The following is a 25,108-nucleotide window of genomic DNA, read 5'->3' as shown; positions in this document are numbered from 1 at the left end:
TCTCAACTTAATTAGGGCTTGCTGTGAAGTTTAGCTGCGATCGAATAGAGCTTTTTTCAACCGCAGACGAATACAGACCGATCTCCAAAAAAGATGGTAGAGACATTAAAAAAGACTGTAGAGACGTTGTATACAACGTCTCTACTCTTGCAAGAAATATATATTTCTTTCTTTGCGTCCTTTGCGTCCTTTGCGGTTCAAAAAAACCCTATTACCCAAACAAGCGTTTTCCGAAAGGGAAATCATGCAGCAAGGTGTAAAAACAGGGAATAATAAACAAAGTTAACAAGGTTGCTAAAGACAACCCAGAAAACACAACTACACCCAAAGGTTGCAGAAATTCCGAACCTTCACCCATTCCCAAAGCTAAGGGAAATAAACCTAAAACAGTAGTGATAGTTGTCATTAAAATTGGTCGCAAACGTTGGGGTGCAGCTTTTAAAATGGCGGTGGTGCGATCGAGTCCTTCCTCTTCCCGAATTTGATTCGCCATTTCCACCATAATAATCGCATTATTAACGACAATTCCCACCAATAATACCGCACCAACTAAAACTGTAGCACCGATCGCAGTTTGCGTAATATAAAGTCCAAAAATTCCCCCCGCTAAAGCTAAGGGTACAGTCAGCATAATTACTAAAGGATCGATCAAAGAATTGTATTGCACCGCCATTACTACAAATACCAAGAAAGCAGCTAAACCTCCCAAAATCTTTAAGGAATTTTGTAACTCTCTATTTGTTTCTGCGGTGGAACTTGGTATTCGGGAAACCCCTTCAGGTAATCTCACTTCTGCTAAAACGCTATCTACTTGTTTTAAAGCTTCACTTAAACTAGCACCTTTGTTCAAACTTCCCGCAATAATGTAAACTTGTCTTTGGTTAATCCGTTGAATTTCCCCCGGTGCTTGTCCTTGTTGAATTGTCGCTACATCACCCAAACGAACTAAGGCATTATTATTAACAAACAGGGGAATTTGTTCTAATTGAGAAGCGCGTTGTACAGATTCGCGATCGAGTTGGACTCTCACATCAACTAAGCGATCGCCTCTTTGTAATTGCGTTGGTGTCGAACCTTCGATCGCAGTTTGAATTGTATCACCAATTTCCTTTGTATTTAACCCTAAACTAGCAACTCTTTCCCAATCGGGACGAATTTGAATTTCCGGTTGGCGATCGTCTGCATCAGGACGAAACTGTGCTAAAGTCACCTTGTCATCCATTGCCGCTAATACTTGTCTTCCCGCACGTTCCAAACTTCTTTGATCTTCACCTTGCAGAATAATATCAACATCTGCACCTCTAACTGGTGAATTACTTAAAATAATACCCCGAACCTGACCCGGACTTACCCGCAACCGAATTCCCGCTAAATTCAACTTATCAAACTCTCTAGAAACTCGTTGCACAAAAGCACCCACATCACTCCCTGGTTTGAGTGTAATTGTACTCGTACTTCGAGTTGGATTAGCATTAGTATTTCCCGCAAAAAGCGAACCTCCAGCAGTGGAAAAAGCATACTCAGTTTCAGGTTGTTTGCGGATAATGTCATCGACAACTGACATGACTTTGCGATTAGTTTCCAGGGTAGTTCCGGGAGGGAATGAAGCGAATAAATTTGCTTGTCCAGTACTAATTCTTGGCAAAATTTCTTGGGGAATTTGTCCAACCATCCACCAACTACCCCCGCCTAAAATTAGGAAAGCTGCCAAAATGACTATCACCCGAAACCGCAAAATAAAACCTAAAAATCGCCTGTAACTACCCATTGCAGCTTCAAATCTTTCATTGAACTTTCGCAGAAACCAAAAGTTACTTAACCCACTAGACCAACGAATTGCTAACAGTCGCGAACATACCATCGGCACAACTGTTAAAGCTACAACCATCGAAGCAGCAACCGAGAAACTAATCGTGAGAATTAACTCACTAAAAAGTAGGGAAAAGAAACCACCAATTAACAAAAATGGTAAAACTGAAACTAAGTTAGTAGTTGTGGAAGCAAGTAAAGCAGATTCTACGGTTTGACTGCTATGAACGGCGCTTTCAACTAACTGTTTGGAACTTAAACGAGAGCGAGAATCTTTGCCGGGAGTTAACCCCGCACCTTCAGCGATCGTCTCCATCATCACGATCGAGTTATCCACCACAATCCCCACACCTAGCGCCAAACCACCTAAACTAAAAACATTAATCGAAAGTCCAAATAATTGCATTAAAATAATCGCTGCGACTGTTGCCAAAGGAATCGCTAAAACAATAATTAAAGTTTGGCGCAAGGAACCTAAAAATAGCAAAACTGCGATCGCCGCCAACCCCGTACCAATCAAACCGGAAGTAGTTACATTGGCGATCGAATTATTAATAAACCGCGACTCATCCAAAGTCGCCTGAATTTGCATCTCTTCCGTAATCAAACCACCTTTTCGCAATTCCTCTAAGCGTTTTTTCACGCCATCCACAACCGTAATCGTATTAGCATCCTGTTGTTTAGTTACACTAACTTTAACAGCTGGTTCCCCATTTAAAAACACAAAAACTCTTTGTTCTTCCGTGCCATCAATTACTTCGGCAAAGTCGCGTAAATACACTCTGCGATCGGGATTGACAACCGCCGAACTTCCTGCCACTGCTGGCACATTAAACGATAAATTTCTGATTTCTTCCGCATCTTGAAACCGTCCAACCGTTCGCGTTAAAGGTTCAGCATCCTCCCCTCTTAACCTTCCCCCAGAAACATCTTGATTTCGTTCTTCTAAATCTCGTAAAACATCCGTTAAACTCACACCTAAAGCTTGTAATCGCTTCAAATCAATTTTGACTCTAATTTCTTCTTGCACTCCCCCGGAAACATCAACCGAAGCTACTCCCGAAACCACATTTAATTCCCGAGATAATTCCTCATCAGCAAACACCCGTAAATCTGCATCACTTAAAGACGAAGATTTTAAAGCAAATTCATACACTGGTAATTGCGAAGGATCGATTTTAAAAAGTCGCGGATCTTCTACAATTTCTGGCAACCTACCTCTAGCACGGTTAAAAGTAGCAGTTGCATCATTAAGTGCTTGGTCAATATTTCCCCCAGGTTCAAAATACAAATCTAAACTTACTTGACCTTCACGAGTTTGGGAATAAACCTGCACTACTCCTTCAGTTGCGCTTAAAGCTTCTTCCAAAGGTTTAGTAATTTCGTCAACTGCTACTTCTGGAGAAACTCCAGGTGCGCTCATTCTTAAACCAATGCGAGGATAGGTAATCGAAGGCAACAAATCAACTTGTAGTTGCGTAAAAAAGAAAATTCCCAACACCAAAACTGCCACAGTCAACATCAAAGTCCCAATATGTTGACGGATAGAAAGGGCGCTGAAGCTAAATCCAGATTTACTGCTAGTGGTATTCTGCATTACTGCTGATTCCTTTGTCTGGCGTTGTTTGGTCGATTTTCTGCTGCTGAGGAGGGATTTCCCACTCCTTCGGACAAAATGCTAAAGCGTACCGCATCCCCATCTTTTAGCGGTCTACCACTACGCACTACATACCGCTCCCCCGCTTCTAAACCGGAAACTATTTCCACTCTGCTATTTGCGCGATCGCCCAATACCACCGGACGCGCCGCTACCTTACCTTCCCGACCTTCTCCCATCACTACAAAAATCGTTCCTTGATTGGGGGACTCGGTACTGGGTACTGGTGACTGGGGACTAGGGACTGGGGACTGGGTATTGGCATCTCCTCTGCTCCCCTGCACCTCTGCACCTCTGCCCCTCTGCCCCTCTGCACCTCTGCTCCCCTGCACCCCTGCACCTCTGCCTCTACCTCTATTCACTTGCAAAGCAGTTTGAGGAATTAACAATTTTGGTGCAGTTTCTTGAGTAAATTGGACTCTTGCTAATAAACCGCTACCAATTTGTCCATTTTGGTTCGGAATTAAAATTTCTACCGGAATTTGCCTTGCAGTCGGATCGGCAGCGGGAGAAATGCGGGCAACTCTGCCGGAAAAAGTTTGATTGGGAAAAGCATCTAATTTCACTTGTACCAACTGTCCGACTCGAACATTCGGCAATTCCAACTCGGAAAGGGGAACTACTACTTTGACTTGGCTAAAGTCTCCTAGTTTTAAAACCTCTCCTCCCGGTTGTACCAAATTCCCCGGTTCGCTGACTCGTTCCATAACTACGCCATCAATGGGAGATTTCAGTTTGGCGTAAGATAAACGTTCTTTTAACTCAGCAATTACGGCTCTTTGGGCAGCAACTCTGCCTCGTGCAGCTGCGACTGCTTGTTGTTCGGTGCGAATTTGTTCTTCTGCGGCTAAAACTGCTTGCTCGTTTGTTCGCGCTTCTGTTCTGGCTAATTCTGCATCTTGCAGGGAAATTGCCCCTTGTTTTTGCAGAAACTCTCGCCTTGCTGCGGTTGTCTGAGCTTGTTTAAGTGTAACTCTAGCTTGTTCGGCTCTAGCTTTGGCGTTGCTAACTTGGGTTTTGGCGCGTGCTACTTCGGAGTCACGGGTAGCTAGTTCGGCTTCTGCCTGTGTGACTAAGGTAAATAATAATGTATTATCCAACTGCCCTAACTGCTGACCCCGCCCTACCCGATCGCCAACATTCACATTTAAATTCAGCAGTCGCCCCTCCGCTTGCGATCGCAAAGAAACTTCTACTGCTGGTCTAGTTGTACCTACATATATTGGTGCTTCCTGAAGTACTCCGGGACGTGCGATCGCCACATCCACTGGCGTAGAGGTTGGCCCCCTCTCGGCTCCAGGTCGCCGATTTTGGGCTTCCGCTTCGGCTTTCGGCATTCCGCTACAGCCAGTTAACCCAACCAGCAGCGGCGCAACACAAAAGCCAAAAGCGAGAAGGTACGAATACGAAAATTTCGACTTGGCTTCTTTCATGTTTCCTTTAGACTTCTCTCCCGATTGCCAAGCTCAAACACTTTACAAAAGTTAACTTTCTCTAGAATAACTGCAAACTAAGACTTTTGCTTTATACCTTTGGGCAGAGGTGCGGGGGGGCAGGGGGGCAGGGGGGCAGAGGGGCAGGGGGGCAGAGGGGCAGAGGAGATGCCAATCAATGCCCAGTCCCCAGTCCCTAGTCCCCAGTCCCCAGTCCCCAGTCCCCAGTCCCTAGTCCCTAGTCCCTAGTCCCCAGTCCCCAGTCCCCAGTCCCCAGTCCCCAGTCCCCAGTCCCCTTCTTCTCCTATTGCAGAAAATTTTCAATTAATTTCAAAATTTAGTGATAATATTTTTCAACTAATCCATATAATATAGTTGCTGTCTAAAATTTGTCTTACATCTTAAAGGTTACTAATGAGTCTGAAAAAGAAGTTTTTACTTGGTGTGGGTGCAGCACTGATCGCGCTAACTAGTTTGACTTTTCATACTACCGAAAAGCAGCAACAGGCAGAAGCACAATATATTCCCAATGGTAAAGAAAGTACCATTGCTCAAGCTGCAAACACCACAATTAGAATTGCATTTCCTGGGCGGGGAGATCAAGCAGATTTACAGAGAAAGGCTAATGCAGTCGCCCAATTTCTTTCCCAAAAAATGGGGATGCCAGTTCAGGCGATCGTAGCAGATGATACGGCTGCGGTAGAAGCTCTGCGTGCCAATCGCGCCGATGTAGCTTTTTTAAGTAGTCGTCCAGCAATTAAAGCGGAAGAGTTAGCAAATGCTAAGTTGTATTTAGCGGAAGTACGTCCCAATTATTCTGGAGGACACACTTACCGATCGATTTTTGTAGTTCCTAAAGATAGCTCTTTACGCAGCGGGAACTCTCCGGCAACTCTTCAGCAATTACGGGGTAAGAAAATTGCTTTCACTTCGCCAACTTCCGGTAGCGGATTTATTTTCCCTGTGGGAGAATTAGTGAAGTTAGGTTTAGTACCAAATCGCGATCGCTTGAATAATTTCTTTGGTCAAGTTAGCTACGGAAACGGTTATAGTGGCGCATTACAAGCAGTTTTACGGGGACAAGCAGATGTAGCCGCAGTTTCCGAATACACCCTTGGCGCACCTTATATTACTCCCCAAGAAGCAAATCGCTTACGAATACTGTATGCTATCTCAGGTGTACCTGCTCATGGTGTGGCAATTGATGATAGTGTTTCTTCAGCTACAAGGGAAAAAATTATTAACGCTTTGATGGAATTGAATAAACCAGAAAACAATCAATTGTTGAAAAATTTATACAATTCTACCCGGTTGGTGAAAGTTGACGGCAACAGTCATTTACAACCTATGCGCGAAGCACTGAAACGTGCCGGAATAGAACCGTAATTTTGTCATTGGTTATTGGTCATTTGTCATTTGTGGGACTCAACCTTTTGACCAATGACCAATCACTGCTAAAATCGAAAATTAAAAATTGAAAATTAAAAATCGAATGACCATTGAATGTGAAAAAATAACAACTCCCTATAGTGCAACGCTGAATCGCCCAATATTAAACGAGATTAGTTGCAAAATTCACCAAGGAGAATTTGTCGCTTTATTAGGATTAAATGGGGCAGGTAAGTCTAGTTTGCTGAAGGCGATAGTTGGTTTAGTTCCTTTGGCAAAGGGAGTAATTAAAGTTAATAACTCAGTGCAAAATCAACAGAAAAAGCATCATCCTGATGTGGCAATGCTATTTCAGGGAGGTGGGTTAATTCGTCAGTTATCGGCAATTGAAAATGTGCTTTGTGGCAAGTTGGGGAGTTTATCTGCTTGGCAAAGTTTGTGGGGGTTTCCCAAGCACGATCGCCGTTTAGCTCTAGAACTTTTGGATCGGTTGGGTTTAAAAGACCAAGCTTATCAAAAAACTGCTTATTTAAGTGGTGGACAACAACAAAGAGTGGCAATTGCTAGAGCTTTAATTCAAAATCCTGGTATATTATTAGCTGATGAACCAATCACAGGTTTAGATGTTTTGGCAGCTAAACAAGTGATGGAAACTCTGGCTAAATTACACGCAGAACAAGGCATGACTATTGTCGTAGTTTTGCATGATTTGAGTTTAGCGGCTGCTTATGCTCAAAGAGCGATCGTCCTAGAAGCCGGACAGATTATTTATGACGGCATAAGTCAAAATTTACCAGAAATTATGCAAGCTGGTTAAAGCTGAAATTAAAGCAATGACAAAAACTTTCAAAACAGTCAAATTTAAATATCCTTTATTCTTTAAATGGTTAAAACGGCTAGCAGTTTTATTGGCTGTTATAGCAGTTTATATTTGGGCATTACAAGGTTTACAAGTAGATTTAAAACTTCTCAAAGATAGCTGGCCTTATTTAGTAGATTTTATCACTCGCTTATGGCCTCCTGATTTATCAATTTTAGATATCGCCATTGTTCGCTTAATTGAGACAATTCAAATGTCAATTTGGGGAACTACCATTGGCGCAATTCTTTCTTTACCTTTAGCAGTGCTTTCGGCGCGAAATTTAGCTCCGCGTTGGATACAATTATTGGCTAACTTTCTACAAAACTTAGTACGATCGGTTCCTTCAATTGTTTTAGGATTATTATTTGTCGCCGCTACCGGACTCGGCGCACCTGCGGGAACTTTGGCTCTCGGTATCTACACTATTGGTTATCTTGCAAAGTTTTATCAAGAAGCTATTGAGTCAGTGGAGCCTCGTTCTCTGGAAGCATTGCAGGTTTGTGGCGCTTCCTGGTTACAAATAGCACAATATGGGATTCTGCCTCAAGTGTTGCCTTTGGTATTAGGTTATACTTTGTATATGTTTGAGTACAATATTCGCGCTGCCTCCGTTCTAGGGGTGGTGGGAGCAGGAGGGATTGGTTTTGAACTAGTTAACTATATTAAAGGTTTTGAGTACAATAAAGCTACAACAATGATGTTGGTATTATTAGTTGTGGTAACAGTGATTGATGCTCTTAGTAGTAAATTACGCCAACATCTGGAAGCTAGCTATCGTTTTACTCCCAAAAACAACTAGCAAAGGCTTTTTACTTAACTAACTAATTCTCTGTATAGTTTATTACAGGAAATTAGATAAGTTTTCCCCAGCCAAGTTATTAATAAATCTCTTAAATTTTGCCGATCGCAGGAGTCATTCCAAGGTTATAATACAGGTCGCGTATAAAGTAAATTTTTCCGCATATAAGGTAATTAATTTACCGATAATTCTACATCACCTACTAAAAAGTGACAAACTAGGCTGTTTATCACAGATAGTTCTGATAATTAGGTGGTTAACCAGGGCGCAAGTTGTATTTAAATGTGTTTTTACAATGACCATATATGAATTAGTACAATTGTTGAATGCTACTCAGAAAAAGCCCTTGACATCGTTGCAAGAATGGGTATTACATCAAGCTTGGGAGGGAAAAACATATTCGCGGATGGCAGCAGAGGGGAATTATGTTGATGAATATCTGCGAAAAACTGCTTCTGAGTTATGGGCATTGCTTAGTGAATTTTTTGGAGAAGCTATTACAAAATACAACTTTCGGGCTAGTTTGGAACCGCGCCGACTTACCAAAGCTCAGCAGCAGTTAATTAGAGATTTTAGCTTTTCTAATAATTCTTCATCTATAGAATTTCCTGGTGCGCCTCTAGCTATCGACTCTAAATTTTACATTCCCCGACCACCGATCGAAGAACTGGTCTATGAAGAGATTACTAAACCAGGCAGTTTAGTGCGAATTAAAGCTCCCCGAAAAATGGGAAAAAGTTCTTTAGTTTTGCGTGTAGTTGCTCATGCAGATAGCTTAAATTATCGCACTGTAAGTATAGATTTTCGTCAGGCCGATCGAGCAGTTTTCGACAATATTGATAAATTTTTACGGTGGTTTAGTGCTAATCTTTGCCGAGAGTTAGAGTTAGAATCAAGAATAGATAATTACTGGGATGATGAAATTGGCAGTAAAGTAAGTTGCACTGTTTATTGGCAATCTTATTTACTAGAGCAAATTCAAACTCCCTTAGTTTTAGTTTTAAACGAAGTCAATCGGATTTTTGAATATCCCGAAATCGCACAAGAATTTCTACCTTTGCTGCGTTATTGGCACGAACAAGCTAAATATAATGAAGTTTGGCAAAAACTGCGTTTTGTAGTAGTTTATTCCACAGAAATTTATGTACCAATCCAGTTGAGTCAATCACCATTTAATATTGGCTTACCTTTAAAATTACCACCTTTAACTCCTGAGCAAGTTCAGGAATTAGCACAACGCTATAACTTAGATTGGACCGATCATGGAAAAACTAAAAGATTAATCACTTTGTTAGGGGGACATCCCTATTTAGTCCAACTAGCTTTCTATCACTTATATCGCCAAGATGTAGAATTCAAAGAATTATTGCAACAGGCGGCTACTGAATCAGGAATTTATGAAGAATATCTGCGCTGTTCTTTAGCAACAGTGCAAGCAGAACCGGGATTAGAAGTAGCTTTGCAAAAGGTAATGAAGAGTGAAGAATCTGTACGGTTAGATCCTAAACTTGCCTATAAATTAGAGAGTATTGGGTTAGTGAATATCGATGGCGATCGCGTAGTTCCCAGCTGTGAATTATATCGCCTGTATTTTGGGAAAAAAGTCTTACATAGCCCAGAAAAAAATGTTACTAATGATGCTTTCAATGACAACTTTACACAGTTAGAAAGAGAAAATTTAGAATTGCGCCGACTGCAAAACATTGATGATTTTACCCAACTTGCTAATCGGCGTTACTTTGAACAATATCTAGAACAACAGTGGCAAAACTTAGCCAAACAAACATCACCTTTATCTGTAATTTTTTGCGACATTGACTTTTTCAAAGTTTACAATAAAACTCAAGGTCAGGAAGCCGGAGATAAGTGTTTACAGCAAATATCCGAGGTAATACGTCAATTAGTGAGAAAATCTCATGATGTTGTCGCTCGTTATCAAGAAGATGAATTTGGCATCATTTTGCCCAATGCTAATGCTAATATAGCCTGTGAAGTTGCCCAAAGAATTCGCGAAAAAGTAGTGAGTTTAGCAATTAATCACGATCCTAAAATTGGTGGGCTTCCGGCTCCTGTATTGACAGTAAGCTTAGGAGTAGCTAGCACTATTCCCAAGAAAAATACTAGCTCAAATGACTTGTTACGCAAAGCCAAAGAAGCTCTTGCTCAAGCAAAAAATTTAGGGCGAAATCAAATTAATTTCCACCAGCTTTAATCCGGTAAACCTTTTGGTTGTAGCAGTTCTTTATGGAAACCTTGACGCACAGAGAAATCTAAATATCGCTCTTGTAAAACTTGCCATTCTTGCCATGCTTGGTAGCGACTTTCTGCTAGTTCCTTACTTAATTTAGCAGGTAATTTGCTTTTTTCTGTTCGCAAAGCTTCCGTGAGAAATTCTCCTAAAACCATACTATCTTGAATATTTCCTAACACTTCTTGAATTTTTTTGACATCTTTACAGTAAGAGACATAAGTCTCGCCATAAAAATCGGTAAACAAGTCCATTTGGTAGCGAACTCGCTTAGCTTGTTTGCGTAAATCATGCAGCATTTCTCCTTGTTGGTGTAGCTGTTCTTCTACTGCTTGATGATTTAAATTTGCCTTGGGGTGAATTCCAGTTTCATTGCTTTCAACTCCCACTAACCAACCTGGATGCAATAAAAATTCGCTGATTTCTGGTAATAATAAATCTGGTAAAACTTCCAGAATTGGTAGTTGAGCCGTCACTTGATATTTTGGCTCTTTAAACCAATGCTGAAAAGCTTGTTTCATTTTCAGATAATTTGACTTTCCTTCTAAAGTCTTTTTTACCAGTTTAAAAGCTTCCGTGCGCTTAGTTGCTAAATAATCCAATGCAGTATGAATAACTTTTTGTTCAGACTTGGGTAACGCAGGTCGATACTGATTTTCTAATGCTTCTTCGAGTACATCTAAATCTCGCAAGATTCCTAAAGTGCGAGCTATTTTACCAATTTGCTTTTCTTGGGCTGCGGTTGGTAAATCTAAAGCAGGTGCAAACCCTGTAACAGCTGTTCTCAGGCGACGCATTCCTACACGCATTTGGTGCAAGGCTTCTGGGTCTTCATCTTTGAGGACTTCTGCTTCGTACTTCATGGTTTTATTGAAGTGTTTCTCAACAGCTATATAAGCCCAATCTCCCAAAGTATTAGCTTTTTTTGGGGAATCTACTGTCATCATTGGTTGTTTAAAAACTAGATGGAACATTCAGTTAACCAATTTATTTTTACAAACTTGCTCTGCAAAAAAATCTGGTTGATGTGTGAACTTAGTTAGTAATTACTTTGCTTTCAGTACAAAACCAACTTAATGTTTTAGAGAAATTACTGAAGGAATGCCTATTGTATCATAGGGAGAGGAGATACACAAATCGTAACGAGTAAAACTTTGTCCCGTTTTTATATTTTTGAGTAATGGTTTTCCAGTCCAAATTTGACAGCTACACAGAGGTTTTGGTTCTTGTAATTTAAATCCTCCTTCTATGGCTTGCAATGAGAAAAATTCCAGATGTAGATGTGCAGGTTCAATGGCGACGTAGTGAGAAATTTCTTCTGGGGGAATATCTGCGATCGGCTTATTATTTCTTTGCAAAGTTGTGGGGAAGAAATCAATATCGATGATATCAGCATTGAGTCCTGATTGAGTAACAAATTGTAAAACTTCTTGCCAATCGTAAAGCGGTTGATTTTGTCCGTCAAAGTGACAGTTTGCACCTAAACAATGTCCGCCCAATAACCAAACAAGTTGTTCTAAAATAGTTTCTACTCTTTTGCGATCGCTACGCAGAACTTCCATATCTTCTGGCAGTAGCATTCTCCCGGGAATACACCACCAATATTCCCAAACTTTGGTATAGTCTAAGGGCGAGATACGTTTGTGTAAACCGGAAATGCGATCGCGTTTTTGGATTTCCCAAACCTCTTCAGGAGAAGTTACACCCTGAAAACTAGCCAGAGACAAACTGGTGTTTTCTGCTAAAGGATGAGGTTGAGCAAATAAATCCTCATCAGAAATAAAAGTATCCAAATTAAGCATAAACAATTGCCACCCAGCACTACTTAGCTTTAGCCTATACCATTAAGTTTAAACCAGATGCAATTATCGCAATAGTTTTAATACTTAGTTGCATAAGTTCACCCCAGAGATTGGGGATTGGGAGTGACAGGCAGGATGCCTGTCCTACGAGACTGGGGGAAATTCTTTCACTTAAAAATCTTTCTCCTTAACTCAAAACTTAAAACTTAAAATTCTCCTAGTACCCAATCCCCAGCCCCCAGTACCTAGTCCCCAAGCATTTGTCATCGAAACTTATAAAACTAGAGTGAAATCGCAGGCCGCAAAGCGGTGAAAGCCTTTAAAATGATTGGGATTTGTATAGTTGTAACATAAAGCAAAAACTATGCCTCGTCGTAACGACATTAAGAAGATTCTGCTGTTGGGTTCTGGTCCGATTGTAATTGGTCAAGCTAGTGAATTTGATTATTCGGGGACGCAAGCTTGTAAAGCCCTACGTACTGAAGGCTATGAGGTAGTGTTGGTCAACTCTAACCCTGCTACAATCATGACCGATCCTGAGACAGCAGACCGCACTTACATCGAACCTTTAACCCCAGAGATTGTGGAAAAGGTGATTGCCAAAGAAAGACCTGATGCTTTATTGCCGACGATGGGCGGACAAACTGCATTAAACTTAGCCGTAGCCTTGTCAAAGAATGGAGTTTTAGAACGCTATGGCGTGGAGTTGATTGGGGCGAAGTTAGAAGCGATCGAAAAAGCCGAAGACCGCCTATTATTCAAAGAAGCAATGCAGAAGATTGGGGTAGATGTTTGCCCTTCTGGGATTGCTTGCGATCTTAACCAAGCCAGAGCGATCGCGCAACAAATTGGTACTTATCCTTTAATCATTCGTCCCGCATTTACATTAGGCGGAACTGGTGGTGGTATTGCCTACAACCAAGAAGAATTTGAAGAAATTGCCCAATCAGGTATTGACGCTAGTCCAGTTTCGCAAATATTGATTGAAAAATCACTTTTAGGTTGGAAAGAATACGAATTAGAAGTGATGCGAGACTTGGCAGATAACGTAGTAATTATCTGTTCCATTGAAAACCTCGATCCAATGGGCATTCATACCGGAGATTCGATCACGGTTGCCCCTGCCCAAACCCTCACCGACAAAGAGTATCAACGCTTACGGGATGCCTCAATCAAAATCATTCGAGAAATTGGCGTTGAGACAGGAGGTTCTAACATTCAGTTTGCCGTAAATCCGGTGAATGGAGATGTAATTGTCATTGAAATGAACCCTCGTGTTTCTCGTTCTTCCGCCTTAGCTTCTAAAGCAACGGGTTTCCCCATTGCCAAATTTGCGGCTAAGTTGGCAGTGGGCTACACCTTGGATGAAATTAATAATGATATTACCAAGAAAACACCAGCATCCTTTGAGCCAACCATTGATTACGTAGTTACAAAAATTCCCCGATTCGCCTTTGAAAAATTCCCCGGAACTCAGCCAGTTTTAACAACTCAAATGAAATCTGTAGGGGAAACAATGGCAATTGGACGGACATTTTTAGAGTCTTTCCAAAAAGCATTGCGCGGTTTAGAAACCGGGCGGGCTGGTTGGGGTTGCGACATACAGGAAAAATTGCCATCTTTAGAACAAATTCGCGCCCAGTTACGCACACCAAACCCGGAAAGAATTTTTACGGTTCGCCATGCGATGCAGTTAGGAATGTCAGTAGAAGACATTTACGAACTGACAGGAATCGATCCTTGGTTTTTGGACAAAATGCAGGAATTATTGGAAACCGAGAAATTCCTGAAACGCACGCCTTTGCAACAGATTGGCAAAGAGCAAATGTATGCGATTAAACAGCAAGGATTTAGCGATCGTCAAATTGCTTTTGCTACCAAAACCAGCGAAGACGAAGTACGTCATTACCGGAAAAATTTAGGGGTAATTCCGGTATATAAAACTGTGGATACCTGTGCCGCAGAATTTGAAGCTTTTACACCTTATCATTACTCAGCTTATGAATTAGGCTGTGTGACAGCGACCGAAGAAGGAAATGGCACATCTTTATTAGCGCCAGAATCAGAAGTAAGGCCCTCAAGTAAGCAGAAGGTAATGATTTTAGGCGGTGGGCCTAACCGAATTGGGCAGGGGATTGAGTTTGATTATTGTTGTTGTCATGCCAGCTATGCTTTACGCGATGCTGGTTTTGAAACCATCATGGTTAACTCTAATCCAGAAACAGTTTCGACTGATTATGATACGAGCGATCGCTTGTATTTTGAACCACTAACTAAAGAAGATGTTCTCAATATCATCGAAACCGAAAAACCAGCTGGAATTATTATTCAATTTGGCGGACAAACTCCGTTAAAATTAGCAGTTCCTTTGCAAGAGTACCTAAGCAAACATAACATTACAGAAACGAAGATTTGGGGAACTTCGCCGGATTCGATCGACATTGCCGAAGACAGAGAACGCTTCGACGAAATTGTGGTAAAACTGCAATTATTAACCGCCCCAAATGGAATTGCTCACTATGAATCAGAAGCAATTACCATTGCCGGAAAAATCGGTTATCCTGTGGTAGTACGTCCGAGTTACGTATTAGGTGGAAGGGCAATGGAAATTGTCTATTCTGATGCTGACTTACAGCGTTATATGACATTGGCGGTACAAGTTGAACCGGAAAAACCAGTGTTAATTGACAAGTTCTTGGAAAATGCTGTAGAAGTAGATGTAGATGCGATCGCTGATGCTACTGGTAATGTGGTAATTGGCGGAATTATGGAGCACATTGAACAAGCGGGGATTCATTCAGGCGACTCTGCTTGTACCTTACCTACTACTTCTTTATCACCAGCAGTTTTGCAAGTAATTCGCGATCAAACTATCAGATTAGCCAAAGCTTTGAATGTAATTGGGTTAATGAATGTGCAATATGCGATCGCAGACGCATACAGCTACACCCCAAAAGTTTACATTCTAGAAGCCAACCCCAGAGCATCAAGAACCGTACCATTTGTTTCTAAAGCAATTGGCAAACCATTGGCAAAACTTGCTTCTTTGATTATGTCAGGAAAAACTTTGGAAGAATTGGGAATGAACAAAGAAATTATTCCCAATCATATCGCAGTTAAAGAAGCCGTGTTACCATTTAATAAATTCCCAGGTACAGACACATTGTTGGGGCCAGAAATGCGATCGACTGGTGAAGTAATGGGAATAGATACTGATTTTGGAAAAGCCTTCGCCAAAGCAGAAACAGGTGCCGGAGATAAGTTACCATTATCAGGAACAGTGTTCGTTTCCATGAGCGATCGTGACAAACAAGCAGTAGTTCCAGTAGTGAAACAATTCATGGAATTAGGATTTCATATTATCGCTACTGATGGTACTCGGCGAGTCTTGAAAGATAGCGGTTTACAAGGCATTGAATTAGTGCTAAAAGTACATGAAGGTCGTCCCCACATTGTAGACGCAATTAAAAATGAGAAAATCCACCTAATTATCAATACGCCATCTGGAGAAGAAGCGCAAACAGATGCGCGTTTATTGCGGCGAACTGCGTTAGCTTATAAAGTACCTGTAATCACAACAATTGCAGGTGCAAAAGCGATCGCAGCAGCTATTTCTCGGTTACAATCTGCACCATTAGACGTGAAGGCAATTCAGGAATATTTGGTGTAGGTTGGTAATAGGTAACGGGAATTTCTCTTATCTATTACCTATGCAAAGTCTCTATTTGTAGGGTGCGTTAGTGATAACGTAACGCACCATCCTACCATTGCATTACTAGACTTCTTGCAATTCCAAATCTGGCTTTTTTTTAACCACAGATATCCACAGATGTAGGCGTAGCCTTCCCGTAGGGTACACAGATGAACACAGATGGTATATGTAAATTATCTGTTTTTGTCTGTGTTCTTTTTTTAGTACGCAGATGAATGCGGATGAAAGATGGATATTGTCTATTTTTGCAAGAGGCTTATTTAAATCATGGCGATACACTCAATTTCTACTAAGACATCTTTGGGTAAACGGGAGACTTCTACACAGGCGCGTGCTGGGGCGGTTGCTTCGTCAAAGTATTTGGAATAAACTGCATTCATGGCGGCAAAATCATTCATGTTTGCCAGAAAAACAGAGGTTTTTACTACATTTGACCATCTCGCACCTGCGGCAGTTAAAATGGCTTCTATGTTCGCCATAACTTGTTCTGTTTGTTTGGTGATATCCTCTTTGTGGACAACATCGCTTACTCTGGGATCGATCGCAATTTGTCCAGCAACAAACAACATTTGTCCACTAGCAAGAATTGCTTGATTATAAGGACCAACAGGCGAGGGTGCCGATTCTGTAAAGATAACTTTGCGATCCATTATCACTTTTTCTAAATAAACTTCTGGGTGGCGAAGTTCCCCGGAAAAACTTCTAGGTGACAAACTTCTCCATCTGGCATTATCGCACCAGTTAGTACAAGCTAACCTGTTACGCCTTTAAAAGTCATATTGTAGGGTGCGTCAGAAGGGGATATTTTCCTTTTTATATCAGGCTTTACCGTCTGACGCACCCTACTGCTTAATAAGTGATTTAAATACGTAACAGCTTAGTATGGTACACACTTTTTTAGTTGTTACAAAAGATTTATAAACTTGTAAGAAAAATACTGTTTAATATAAAATACTAAACAAAATAGGTTTTGTTGATTATATATAATGACAGCTATATTACCTGGATCTGTTTCATCAATCAAAGTTTGTCCAGAACTGGAAGTACTGCTAATTTGTGCCACTACTTTAGTAACCGAGGAAAGAGTCGATCGGCTAAAAATTTTACTTCAAGGAAATATAGATTGGGCAAGTCTGCTCAAGAAGGCGAGTCAACACAAATTGATGCCGCTTTTGTACTCGAATTTAAACTCTATTTGCCCAGAAGCAGTACCGAAAGCGATTTTAACCAAGTTAAAGATAGACTTCCAGTATCATACTCGACGTTGCTTGTTTTTGTGTGGTGAATTAGTCAGATTATTGAATTTATTTGAAGAGCAAGGAATTGCAGTTTTGCCTTTCAAAGGGCCTGTGTTAGCAGCTTCTGCTTATGGTAATTTGTTGCTGCGACAATTCGGTGATTTAGATATTTTGGTTCACGCTGAAGATATTGAACGGGCGAAGGCGCTGTTTTTAGCTCAGGGATATCGGATGAAAATTGAGCGCATCAAATTGACAGCGGAACAGGAAGAAATTTTTGTTCGATCGCCGCAAATCTATAAATTAATTCGCGAAGCTGCTTACCCCTTTATCCATCCTCAAAAAGAAGCGATCGTAGAACTTCATTGGGGAATTATGCCTAAATATTTTGCTTACCCGATCGACGATCGAGGATTGTGGGAAAACTGGGAATCAGTCACTATTGCTGGTAAGAGTGTACCTAGTCTCTCGCCAGAAAATGCGTTGTTGGCGATCGTCGGACATGGCACAAAAGAGTGTTGGACTGAACTTAATCGGATTTGCGATGTAGCTGAATATATTCGCTCTCATCCCCAATTAGATTGGGTCAAACTAGTAGAAAAAGCTCGCATTAAAGGCGGTCAACGAATGCTTTTTTTAAGTTTAATGCTGGCTCACAATCTTTTGTCAACTCCCCTACCAGAGAAGATTTTACAACAAATACAGGCCGATACAGAAGTAAAGTTGCTGACAGATCGAGTTTGCGATCGGCTTTTATTTAATCAGATCGATGAATCCTTGAAATATGGTTCTAATACTCGCTTTCACCTGAAAGTAAGGGAACGAATCCAAGATAAAATTCAATACTTTTACCAAATTGCCGTTACCCCAACTACTTGCGATTGGTTACTATTACCAAGGGCTAAATTCCCAACTTTCATTTACTATTTTTTGCGTCCAATCCGGTTAATTGGAGAGCAAATAAGGAAAAAATCCCAAACATAGAAAGATAAAGTTTAACCCTTTATTTGTTGGTGGCGAACAGTCAAAAAGAACGATATAAACTACTCCTATATCTAGATCTATTTATCTCCCTTGGGCGAAAGCTTTTCGCTGATTCCTGTTTTTACTTTTATGAAACAAATATTTATTTTCTTTAAATTTAAATAAATTTTGTTTAAATATTTAGGCTCAATGACAATTTTATTTGACGTAGGCAGATAAGTTAACAGATAATTAAGATAAGTTTATCAATCAACTAACGATTGACCAATATCAACTAGCATTAAGACCAATCATCTAATTATGAATCAGTTGTCAAAATTTAGAGTGAATGAGCCTAAAGTTGTTCATGAAACAATTGATGGTGAAGTAGTACTAGTTAATTTAGAGAGAGGAGATTATTTTAGTTTAGTGACCGCAGGAGCAGATATTTGGGATGGTCTGATAAAAGGACTTTCTCAAGGCGAGATTGTCACAGAAATAACTCAGCGTTACGAAGGCGATCGCGAAACAATAGAGCAAGCTATCAACAATTTTATTGCCCAACTACAACAAGAAGAACTGATTGTTCTTGCTTCAGCAAATGAAGTAAGTAACAACAATTTATCTAACAGTCAACCAAAAGCAATTCCCAGCGCCGAAAAATTACCATTTGAACCACCAAGTTTGGACAAATACACGGATATGGAAGAATTGTTAGCTTTAGATCCGATTCATGAAGTTGACGAACAAATGGGTTGGCCCAGTGCTAAAGTAGAAGCTTAATTATTTCCCAAAAGGGGGGCGTTTGCCTCCCATATTTTTGCCGATTAGTACTTTGAAATAGTTAAAACTATCAAGCTGTAATGATTTCAAATAGTTGGGAAAATTCGGACAATTTAAACCAAATCGAGCAGCAAGAACCACTACAGTTTTTCAATACCGTTTATGAATTATATGAAAAAGCTGAGGTTTCTGTTGGAGGTTGTATCGATCGCTATTATTGCATGGCAGGATTTAAAATTCGCTTGCGCTTTGCAGGCGAAGCATTAATTCCTTATGTAATTCCGGCAATTGCACATTTGGAAATAGAACCAATTTCCGATCCAGCACTAACAGTTTGTATTTGGGATAGCGCCTCAACAAATACAGCTGCACCACCCCGTCCAAATCAACATATTGCCAAACGCGGGGAATTGCAGGGGTTAATTAACGATCGCATTTATACAAGTTTTCAATGGGGTGCTTATACCTTAAGTACTTTAGATCGCGATCGCAATTTAGCAATTTATTGGGTTGATAGTACAGAACAGATTCCTTATTGGGAAACAGGTGCTTGTTTGCGGACAATTTTTCATATTTGGATGAATCAGCGAAAAATTCAATTAGTTCATGCAGGTGCAGTAGGTTTACCCAGTGGTGGCGTGTTATTAGTTGGTAAAGGAGGATCGGGGAAATCAACAACTGCTTTATCTTGTCTTAATTCCGAACTTTTCTATGCCAGTGATGATTATAGTTTAATCACTGCCGAACCGAAACCCACCGTTTTTAGTATTTACAGTACAGGCAAAAAAAATGCCGACGATCTGGAAAGATTGCCATTTCTTAATCAGGCAATTAGCAATCGCGATCGCTTAGATACAGAGAAAGCTGTTTATTTCTTAAACGACTATTTCCCGGAAAAGATTATCAAGAGTTTTCCCCTGCGGGCGCTTTTTATTCCGCGAATTACTGGAAAACCTAACACTACTTTAACCCCAACTTCTGCCGCTACTGGATTATCAGCATTGGTTCCAAGTACGATGATGCAACTATCTGGTGCGGGTAAAGAAGCGTGCCAAATTATGACTAATGTAGTCAATCAACTTCAGTGTTACTATCTGGAACTCGGCACAAATATACAGGAAATTCCGCAAGTTATATTAGATTTTATTACTAAGGGCGATCGATGAACTCCCATTTACCTTTAATTAGTGTAATCGTTCCTGCTTATAATACAGCCGCTTTTTTAACAGAAGCAATTCACAGCATCCAACAGCAGTGCTACGATCAATTGGAAATTATTGTCATAGATGATGGATCGACAGATGAAACCTGGGAAATAGCGAAAAAATTCAATAATATTTTACGCTATGTTTACCAAGAAAATCAAGGGCCAGCAGTAGCTCGAAATACCGGATTAAAGTTAGCTGAAGGCGAAATTATTGCCTTTCTAGATGCAGATGATTTATGGCCTGAAAATAAACTGAGTAGTCAACTTGCTTATTTCAATCAAGAACCATCCCTAGAAATTGTCATGGGTCGCGTTCAGTATTTATTGCGGGAAAATACCACCGCAGGAGAAGTAAAATTTAAAGAATTTGCTCAACCTTCTATCGGAGTTAATTTAGGTGCAGGACTGTTTAAAAAATCCGTTTTTGACAAATTGGGTTACTTCGATCCATCGCTAAGACAAAGTGAAGATGTAGATTTATTTATGCGAATTAGAGAAGCTGGCATTTCGATGGCAACAATTGAGGCAGTGACACTTTATTATCGCATTCATGGTGATAATATCACTCGCGATCGCACTGAACAAAAAACGCTATTTCTCAAAGCACTGAAAAAATCACTAGACCGCCGTCGCCAGATGGAAGGAATAGCAGCGACTCTACCCAATTTAGTTCATATTGACCAAACAAAAAGCGATAATTAAAAATTTCTTAGAAGTATGAATAACCCACTCGTTAGCATCATTATTGTAGTTAAAAACGGGGAGCGATATTTAGCAAGAGCGATTGAAAGTATTCTCAGCCAAACTTACGACCATTATGAAATTATTGTAGTTGATGGTCAATCAACGGATAACACCGAAAAGATTGCGAAGTCTTATGTAAAAGTTCGCTATCTTCTCCAAACAGATAAGGGAATTGCTAATGCTTATAACATCGGAATTGAGGCAGCAAAAGGAGAATTAATTGCCTTTCTTTCTCATGATGATACTTGGACAAATAACAAATTGAGTACCCAAGTTAATTATTTGATTGAGCATCCAGAAATTCAATATACTGTTGCGAAAGTCAAGTTTATTTTAGAGGAAGGACATACAATTCCACCGGGATTTAGACCAGAATTGCTCGAAGGCGAACATACTGGTTTTATTATGGAAACTTTAGTGGCAAGAAAAACTTTGTTTGAAGCGATCGGCAAGTTAAATCCAGAATACACTGTTGCTGAAGATGTAGATTGGTTTTCTCGTGCTAAGGATCATAATGTGCCTGTAGCTGTGATGCCTGAAGTTTTACTTTACAAACATATTCACAATACGAATTTATCCTTAAATTCTTCAGTTAATAACCAAAATCTATTAAAGATTTTGCGAAATTCAATTGAACGCAGACGCAATCAACAATTGACGGAGGAGTAACCATGTCAAACCTTCCTTTAGTCAGCGTAATTATCCCAGTTTATAATTGCGATCGCTATTTAGCAGAAGCGATCGAAAGCGTACTAAATCAAACTTATAAACCCATTGAAATTATTATCATAGATGATGGTTCAACCGATAAAAGTGCAGAAGTAGCCAAGAATTTTGCTCCATCTGTACGGTACTATTACCAACCTCAAAGCGGTGCAGGTGCAGCAAGAAATCATGGAGTTGAGTTAGCAGAAAGTAGTTTTTTTGCCTTTCTTGATGCTGATGATTTTTGGGTAAAAGATAAATTAATTAAGCAAATGCAGGTTTTGCAAGAAGAACCGGAAATCGATATGGTTTTTGGACATATTCAACAGTTTCACAGTCCAGAATTGGATGAAACTGTAAAGAATAAAATCCATTGTCCCCCCGATTTAATGGCAGGATATCATCCGGGAACAATGCTAATTAAACGGGAAAGTTTTTGGCGGGTAGGTAAGTTTGAAACACATTTACAAATGGGAGAATTTATTAGCTGGTATTCCTTGGCAAGTGATTTAGGAATTAAAGGGAAAATGTTACCAGATTTGCTAATGTGGCGACGTTTGCATGAGACAAATTTGGGAATTCGGCAACGGCAATCGCGCACAGATTATGTACGGATGATTAAAGCTTCACTAGATAGACGGCGTGCAGCTAATCAAAATACGGAAAATCAGGATTAAATTATGCAGAATATTGAGTTAAATAATTTAGCAGAAGTGCGATTTAAGTTAGCTAAAGCTTGGCAGTTGAAAGGGAAGGTAAACACTGCGATCGCAACTTACAAAGAAGTTTTACAACTACAACCTAATCATGCCAAAGCTGCGCTCAAGCTGGGTAGTTTACTGGTAGAATTAGGTGATTTAGAGAGTGCGATCGCGATTTATTCTCAAGCAGTTGAATTGAATCCCAATGAAGCCGAATTACACAAAAATTTCATCGATGCTTTAATTAAACACCAGGGAATAAATGCCGCATTCAATTATTATCAGCTAACCCGAATAGATAATCATCATTTAGTTGAAAAACCTGATGATATTATATGTTGTACAGTAGTCAGAAATGAATCCTTACGTTTACCCTATTTCTTGTCCTATTATCGAGAAAAAGGAATAAATAAGTTTTTTATTGTCGATAATAGTTCAACAGATAACACCCAATCTTACTTAATTCAGCAACCAGATGTTTATCTTTGGAATAGTACTCGATCTTTTAATCAAAGTAATTTTGGTTCTGTTTGGTTTGAAATTTTGTTAAGAAACTATGGATTAGATCGTTGGTGTTTAATTGTTGATGCCGATGAACTTTTATATTATCCCAATTGCGAAACCAAAAGTATTCCTCAACTTTGCCAAGAGTTAGATCGGAAGTACAAAAAAGCTTTTAATACTGTACTTCTAGATATGTATTCCGACAAACCAATTCGGGAAACTTACTATACTCCCGGACAGAATTTTCTCGAAGTCTGCCCTTATTTTGACCGAAAATTTTACCATACCAAATACGAACAATCTGGTTTATATAAAAATCAAACAATTTATTTTGGCGGAGTCAGAGAAAGAGTTTTTGGTAAAGAGGGAAGTTATTATTTAAGTAAAGTACCTCTGATTAAATATAGCTTAGATCGAGTGTTAGCAGGCGGTCAACACTTTACCAACTGTTCCCAAGGAGAAATTGCTTTAGAAAGCGGTTGTTTGCTGCACTTTAAATACTTTTCATCATTTGTTAATTATGTGGAAACAGAAGTTACGAGAAAAGAGCATTATGGCAATGGAATGCAGTATGCTGAATATGCCAAAGGAATCGCAGAAAATCAGAGTTTAACTTTGTACGATCGCCATCATTCTGTGAAGCTGCAAAACAGTCAACAATTAGTAGAATTGGGCATTATGCACACAGAAGAAGTAGAGCCAGAGTTTCCCAAAATTTATCCAATTCCGGCTAATATTCATCGACCATTTTGGTCAGTAATGATTACAGTTTACAATCGATTACAGCATATTGAAAAAGCGATTACAAGCGTTCTTCAACAAGCTGATAGTCCTGAACAAATGCAAATAGAAGTGATTAATGATGGAGCAGAAGCTTTAATTCAGGATCGGATTCAAGAGATTGTTAATCGCGTAGGTGGCGATCGCGTATACTTCTACAAACACCCGAAAAATGTCGGTCATCCTCACATCTTTAATGTTTGTATTGAACGAGCAAAAGGTCAATGGGTTCATATTTTACATGATGATGATTGGGTAGAACCAGGATTTTATAATTCCTTGAAAGCAGGTATAGAAAAAGCACCGAATATTGGCGCAGCTTTTTGTCGTCAACTCTACACAGATAACATAGGAAATCCTCGGCTTTCTCCCTTAGAAAGAGAAATACCTGGAATCATAGAAAACTGGATCGAAGAACTTGCTATTTGGTGTCGAGTGCAGTTTTCTTCAATGGTTGTTCGTCGCGATGTTTACGAACAATTAGGCGGATTTTCTCCCCAAGCTAAATCAGCATTTGATTGGGAAATGTGGAAGCGCATCGCGGTTAATTATCCAGTTTGGTATGAACCAGAAACTTTAGTTTGTTTTAATAAAGATGCAACAACAGAAACTTCGCAATTGTTAAAATCGGGGGGACAAATTGCTGATACGCGCCGAACAATTGAACTTTCCCGACAATATTTACCGCCTAGTATTGCTGACGATATTTCATACAAAGCTTTGCAATATTATGCAGATTATGCTTTTAATTTAGCTCAACAGCAATTCGATCGCAACCAAAATCAAGAGGCGCTAGCCAACATTTTAGAAGGACTCAAATGTAGCCCGACTCCCGCAGTTGAAGCTGCGTTAGTTTCCTTATACCGAAAAGTAGAGAATCGTTTATGGCAGGAAAAGTAAAACTTTGGATTAATCTTTGTTTCTAAACTAAAATTGAACAACTATGCACTCCTACGCCCAAACATATATCCAACTTTTGAATCAACTAAAAGAGAATGGATACTCAAAGGAAGAACTAGTTAGAGTTAAAAATAGCTACCAAATGGCAGCAGAATTATTTGCTGGTTGTTATCGTCCTTCTGGCAAAACATTTATTGCTCATGTCGTTGGTACAGCTAGTATTCTGGCTTCTCTTGCTGTTTCTTTAGAAATAGTAATTGCAGGTCTTCTTCACTCCATCTATGCGGAAGCTGATTTTGGTAGTGGGAAACAAGGTATTTCAAATACCAAACGGGAACAAGTAAAAGCTGTAGTCGGAAAAGAGGTAGAAGAATATCTTTGTAGATATGCTGCTTTACAATGGAATGCAAAAACTATTCTTTCGTTGCGCGATCGCCTTCATTGCCTCGATCAGATCGATCGAAATGTTCTTTTAATCCGTTTAGCCGATCAGCTAGAAGATAGCTTAGATTTGGGTATTTTGTATTGTTCAAATCGCAAAGATCGTCAGCAATTTCTTCAGGATATGGGCGATATTATGGTAGCAATGGCTCAAGAAATTGGGTTTCCCACTTTAGCCACCGAACTAGAAGCCGTATTCCCAGAAAATATTTTAGCTGAACTTCCTGAAGAACTTAGCCCATACAGCCAATACAAAGATTCATTCTTTATTGCCCCCAAGTCTTATCAAAAGAAAATCTGGTTAGCCGCTTATGAAGAATTGAATCACAGTCTTAGTTATGGGCAATCTATTATCTATCGGTTGAAAAGAAAGCTGCGTTCTTTACAACCATTTAAAAAAATTGCTAGCTAAAAATTAACTGACAATTTCT

17 protein-coding genes and 1 pseudogene are annotated in these 25,108 nt (G+C 39.9%); 13 read left to right on the top strand and 5 right to left on the bottom strand.

The window, feature by feature from the left end:
* Nucleotides 1–211: 211 nt before the first annotated feature.
* Both ACE1B6_RS28815 and ACE1B6_RS28810 read right to left on the bottom strand, forming a co-directional pair.
* A complete protein-coding gene (locus ACE1B6_RS28815) occupies nt 212–3,406 on the bottom strand; it encodes an efflux RND transporter permease subunit (protein WP_413260748.1) in 3,195 nt (1,064 codons plus the stop codon).
* On the bottom strand, nt 3,406–4,899 hold the full coding sequence (locus tag ACE1B6_RS28810; RefSeq protein WP_413260747.1) for an efflux RND transporter periplasmic adaptor subunit: 1,494 nt from the start codon (nt 4,897–4,899) through the stop codon (nt 3,406–3,408). Before ACE1B6_RS28810 ends, ACE1B6_RS28815 begins: the two co-directional genes overlap by 1 nt.
* A 414-nt stretch (nt 4,900–5,313) precedes the next feature.
* On the opposite strand from ACE1B6_RS28810, the gene ACE1B6_RS28805 reads away from it, so the two are divergent.
* From ACE1B6_RS28805 to ACE1B6_RS28790, 4 genes are all read left to right on the top strand, one after another.
* Nucleotides 5,314–6,285: a phosphate/phosphite/phosphonate ABC transporter substrate-binding protein gene (locus ACE1B6_RS28805; protein ID WP_413260746.1), complete on the top strand. Its 972-nt coding sequence runs from the start codon at nt 5,314–5,316 to the stop codon at nt 6,283–6,285.
* 106 nt (nt 6,286–6,391) lie between these two features.
* Nucleotides 6,392–7,105 carry a phosphonate ABC transporter ATP-binding protein gene (locus ACE1B6_RS28800; RefSeq protein WP_413260745.1) on the top strand — a complete coding sequence of 238 codons (714 nt, stop codon included), beginning with the start codon at nt 6,392–6,394 and terminating at the stop codon, nt 7,103–7,105.
* 16 nt (nt 7,106–7,121) lie between these two features.
* Nucleotides 7,122–7,949, top strand: coding sequence for a phosphonate ABC transporter, permease protein PhnE (gene phnE / locus ACE1B6_RS28795; protein WP_413260744.1), 828 nt, complete (start codon nt 7,122–7,124; stop codon nt 7,947–7,949).
* Nucleotides 7,950–8,244: 295 nt separating this feature from the next.
* Entirely contained in the window at nt 8,245–10,161 is a 1,917-nt protein-coding gene (locus ACE1B6_RS28790) for an AAA-like domain-containing protein (protein WP_413260743.1), read from the top strand.
* On the opposite strand, the gene ACE1B6_RS28785 is transcribed toward ACE1B6_RS28790, so the two are convergent.
* Together ACE1B6_RS28785 and ACE1B6_RS28780 are read right to left on the bottom strand one after the other, a co-directional pair.
* Nucleotides 10,158–11,144 carry a CHAD domain-containing protein gene (locus ACE1B6_RS28785; protein WP_413260742.1) on the bottom strand — a complete coding sequence of 329 codons (987 nt, stop codon included), beginning with the start codon at nt 11,142–11,144 and terminating at the stop codon, nt 10,158–10,160. The genes ACE1B6_RS28790 and ACE1B6_RS28785 overlap by 4 nt on opposite strands.
* A gap of 126 nt (nt 11,145–11,270) precedes the next feature.
* Nucleotides 11,271–11,999: a hypothetical protein gene (locus ACE1B6_RS28780; protein WP_413260741.1), complete on the bottom strand. Its 729-nt coding sequence runs from the start codon at nt 11,997–11,999 to the stop codon at nt 11,271–11,273.
* 364 nt (nt 12,000–12,363) lie between these two features.
* Here ACE1B6_RS28780 and carB point away from each other — a divergent pair, with 364 nt between their 5' ends.
* A complete protein-coding gene (carB, locus tag ACE1B6_RS28775; RefSeq protein ID WP_413260740.1) occupies nt 12,364–15,669 on the top strand; it encodes a carbamoyl-phosphate synthase large subunit in 3,306 nt (1,101 codons plus the stop codon).
* A 302-nt stretch (nt 15,670–15,971) separates the two neighbouring features.
* Here the strand turns inward: carB and ACE1B6_RS28770 are convergent.
* A pseudogene (locus tag ACE1B6_RS28770) lies at nt 15,972–16,456 on the bottom strand (RidA family protein); the annotation flags it as partial.
* Between the two features lie 241 nt (nt 16,457–16,697).
* Between ACE1B6_RS28770 and ACE1B6_RS28765 the strand changes: the two are divergent.
* The 8 genes from ACE1B6_RS28765 to ACE1B6_RS28730 all read left to right on the top strand — a co-directional run bounded on the left by ACE1B6_RS28765 (nt 16,698) and on the right by ACE1B6_RS28730 (nt 25,089).
* Nucleotides 16,698–17,933 (top strand): nucleotidyltransferase domain-containing protein, encoded by a 1,236-nt coding sequence (locus ACE1B6_RS28765; protein WP_413260739.1) that lies wholly within the window; start codon nt 16,698–16,700, stop codon nt 17,931–17,933.
* Nucleotides 17,934–18,257: 324 nt separating this feature from the next.
* On the top strand, nt 18,258–18,695 hold the full coding sequence (locus ACE1B6_RS28760; protein WP_413260738.1) for a PqqD family protein: 438 nt from the start codon (nt 18,258–18,260) through the stop codon (nt 18,693–18,695).
* An 80-nt stretch (nt 18,696–18,775) separates the two neighbouring features.
* Entirely contained in the window at nt 18,776–19,861 is a 1,086-nt protein-coding gene (locus ACE1B6_RS28755) for a hypothetical protein (RefSeq protein WP_413260737.1), read from the top strand.
* Nucleotides 19,858–20,604 (top strand): glycosyltransferase family 2 protein, encoded by a 747-nt coding sequence (locus tag ACE1B6_RS28750; RefSeq protein WP_413260736.1) that lies wholly within the window; start codon nt 19,858–19,860, stop codon nt 20,602–20,604. The genes ACE1B6_RS28755 and ACE1B6_RS28750 overlap by 4 nt, the downstream gene beginning before the upstream one ends.
* Nucleotides 20,605–20,619: 15 nt before the next feature.
* Nucleotides 20,620–21,315 carry a glycosyltransferase gene (locus ACE1B6_RS28745; protein WP_413260735.1) on the top strand — a complete coding sequence of 232 codons (696 nt, stop codon included), beginning with the start codon at nt 20,620–20,622 and terminating at the stop codon, nt 21,313–21,315.
* Nucleotides 21,316–21,317: 2 nt separating this feature from the next.
* Nucleotides 21,318–22,028 (top strand): glycosyltransferase family 2 protein, encoded by a 711-nt coding sequence (locus tag ACE1B6_RS28740; RefSeq protein WP_413260734.1) that lies wholly within the window; start codon nt 21,318–21,320, stop codon nt 22,026–22,028.
* Between the two features lie 3 nt (nt 22,029–22,031).
* On the top strand, nt 22,032–24,236 hold the full coding sequence (locus ACE1B6_RS28735) for a glycosyltransferase family 2 protein (RefSeq protein WP_413260733.1): 2,205 nt from the start codon (nt 22,032–22,034) through the stop codon (nt 24,234–24,236).
* A gap of 43 nt (nt 24,237–24,279) precedes the next feature.
* A complete protein-coding gene (locus tag ACE1B6_RS28730; RefSeq protein ID WP_413260732.1) occupies nt 24,280–25,089 on the top strand; it encodes a DUF6817 domain-containing protein in 810 nt (269 codons plus the stop codon).
* Nucleotides 25,090–25,108: the final 19 nt, after the last annotated feature.

Source organism: Floridaenema fluviatile BLCC-F154 (assembly GCF_041929135.1).
GTDB classification, from domain to species: Bacteria; Cyanobacteriota; Cyanobacteriia; order Cyanobacteriales; family Aerosakkonemataceae; genus Floridanema; species Floridanema fluviatile.
The sequence above is the reverse complement of the archived record's forward strand: the minus strand, read 5'-3'. Positions and strand labels throughout refer to the sequence as shown.

Coding starts and splice junctions, on each gene's coding strand:
- ACE1B6_RS28790 (WP_413260743.1), top strand. CDS start 8,245: ATGACCATATATGAATTAGTACAATTGTTGAATGCTACTCAGAAAAAG.
- ACE1B6_RS28765 (WP_413260739.1), top strand. CDS start 16,698: ATGACAGCTATATTACCTGGATCTGTTTCATCAATCAAAGTTTGTCCA.
- ACE1B6_RS28800 (WP_413260745.1), top strand. CDS start 6,392: ATGACCATTGAATGTGAAAAAATAACAACTCCCTATAGTGCAACGCTG.
- ACE1B6_RS28740 (WP_413260734.1), top strand. CDS start 21,318: ATGTCAAACCTTCCTTTAGTCAGCGTAATTATCCCAGTTTATAATTGC.
- carB (WP_413260740.1), top strand. CDS start 12,364: ATGCCTCGTCGTAACGACATTAAGAAGATTCTGCTGTTGGGTTCTGGT.
- ACE1B6_RS28755 (WP_413260737.1), top strand. CDS start 18,776: ATGATTTCAAATAGTTGGGAAAATTCGGACAATTTAAACCAAATCGAG.
- ACE1B6_RS28750 (WP_413260736.1), top strand. CDS start 19,858: ATGAACTCCCATTTACCTTTAATTAGTGTAATCGTTCCTGCTTATAAT.
- ACE1B6_RS28730 (WP_413260732.1), top strand. CDS start 24,280: ATGCACTCCTACGCCCAAACATATATCCAACTTTTGAATCAACTAAAA.
- ACE1B6_RS28805 (WP_413260746.1), top strand. CDS start 5,314: ATGAGTCTGAAAAAGAAGTTTTTACTTGGTGTGGGTGCAGCACTGATC.
- ACE1B6_RS28810 (WP_413260747.1), bottom strand. CDS start 4,899: ATGAAAGAAGCCAAGTCGAAATTTTCGTATTCGTACCTTCTCGCTTTT.
- ACE1B6_RS28745 (WP_413260735.1), top strand. CDS start 20,620: ATGAATAACCCACTCGTTAGCATCATTATTGTAGTTAAAAACGGGGAG.
- ACE1B6_RS28735 (WP_413260733.1), top strand. CDS start 22,032: ATGCAGAATATTGAGTTAAATAATTTAGCAGAAGTGCGATTTAAGTTA.
- phnE (WP_413260744.1), top strand. CDS start 7,122: ATGACAAAAACTTTCAAAACAGTCAAATTTAAATATCCTTTATTCTTT.
- ACE1B6_RS28780 (WP_413260741.1), bottom strand. CDS start 11,999: ATGCTTAATTTGGATACTTTTATTTCTGATGAGGATTTATTTGCTCAA.
- ACE1B6_RS28815 (WP_413260748.1), bottom strand. CDS start 3,406: ATGCAGAATACCACTAGCAGTAAATCTGGATTTAGCTTCAGCGCCCTT.
- ACE1B6_RS28785 (WP_413260742.1), bottom strand. CDS start 11,144: ATGATGACAGTAGATTCCCCAAAAAAAGCTAATACTTTGGGAGATTGG.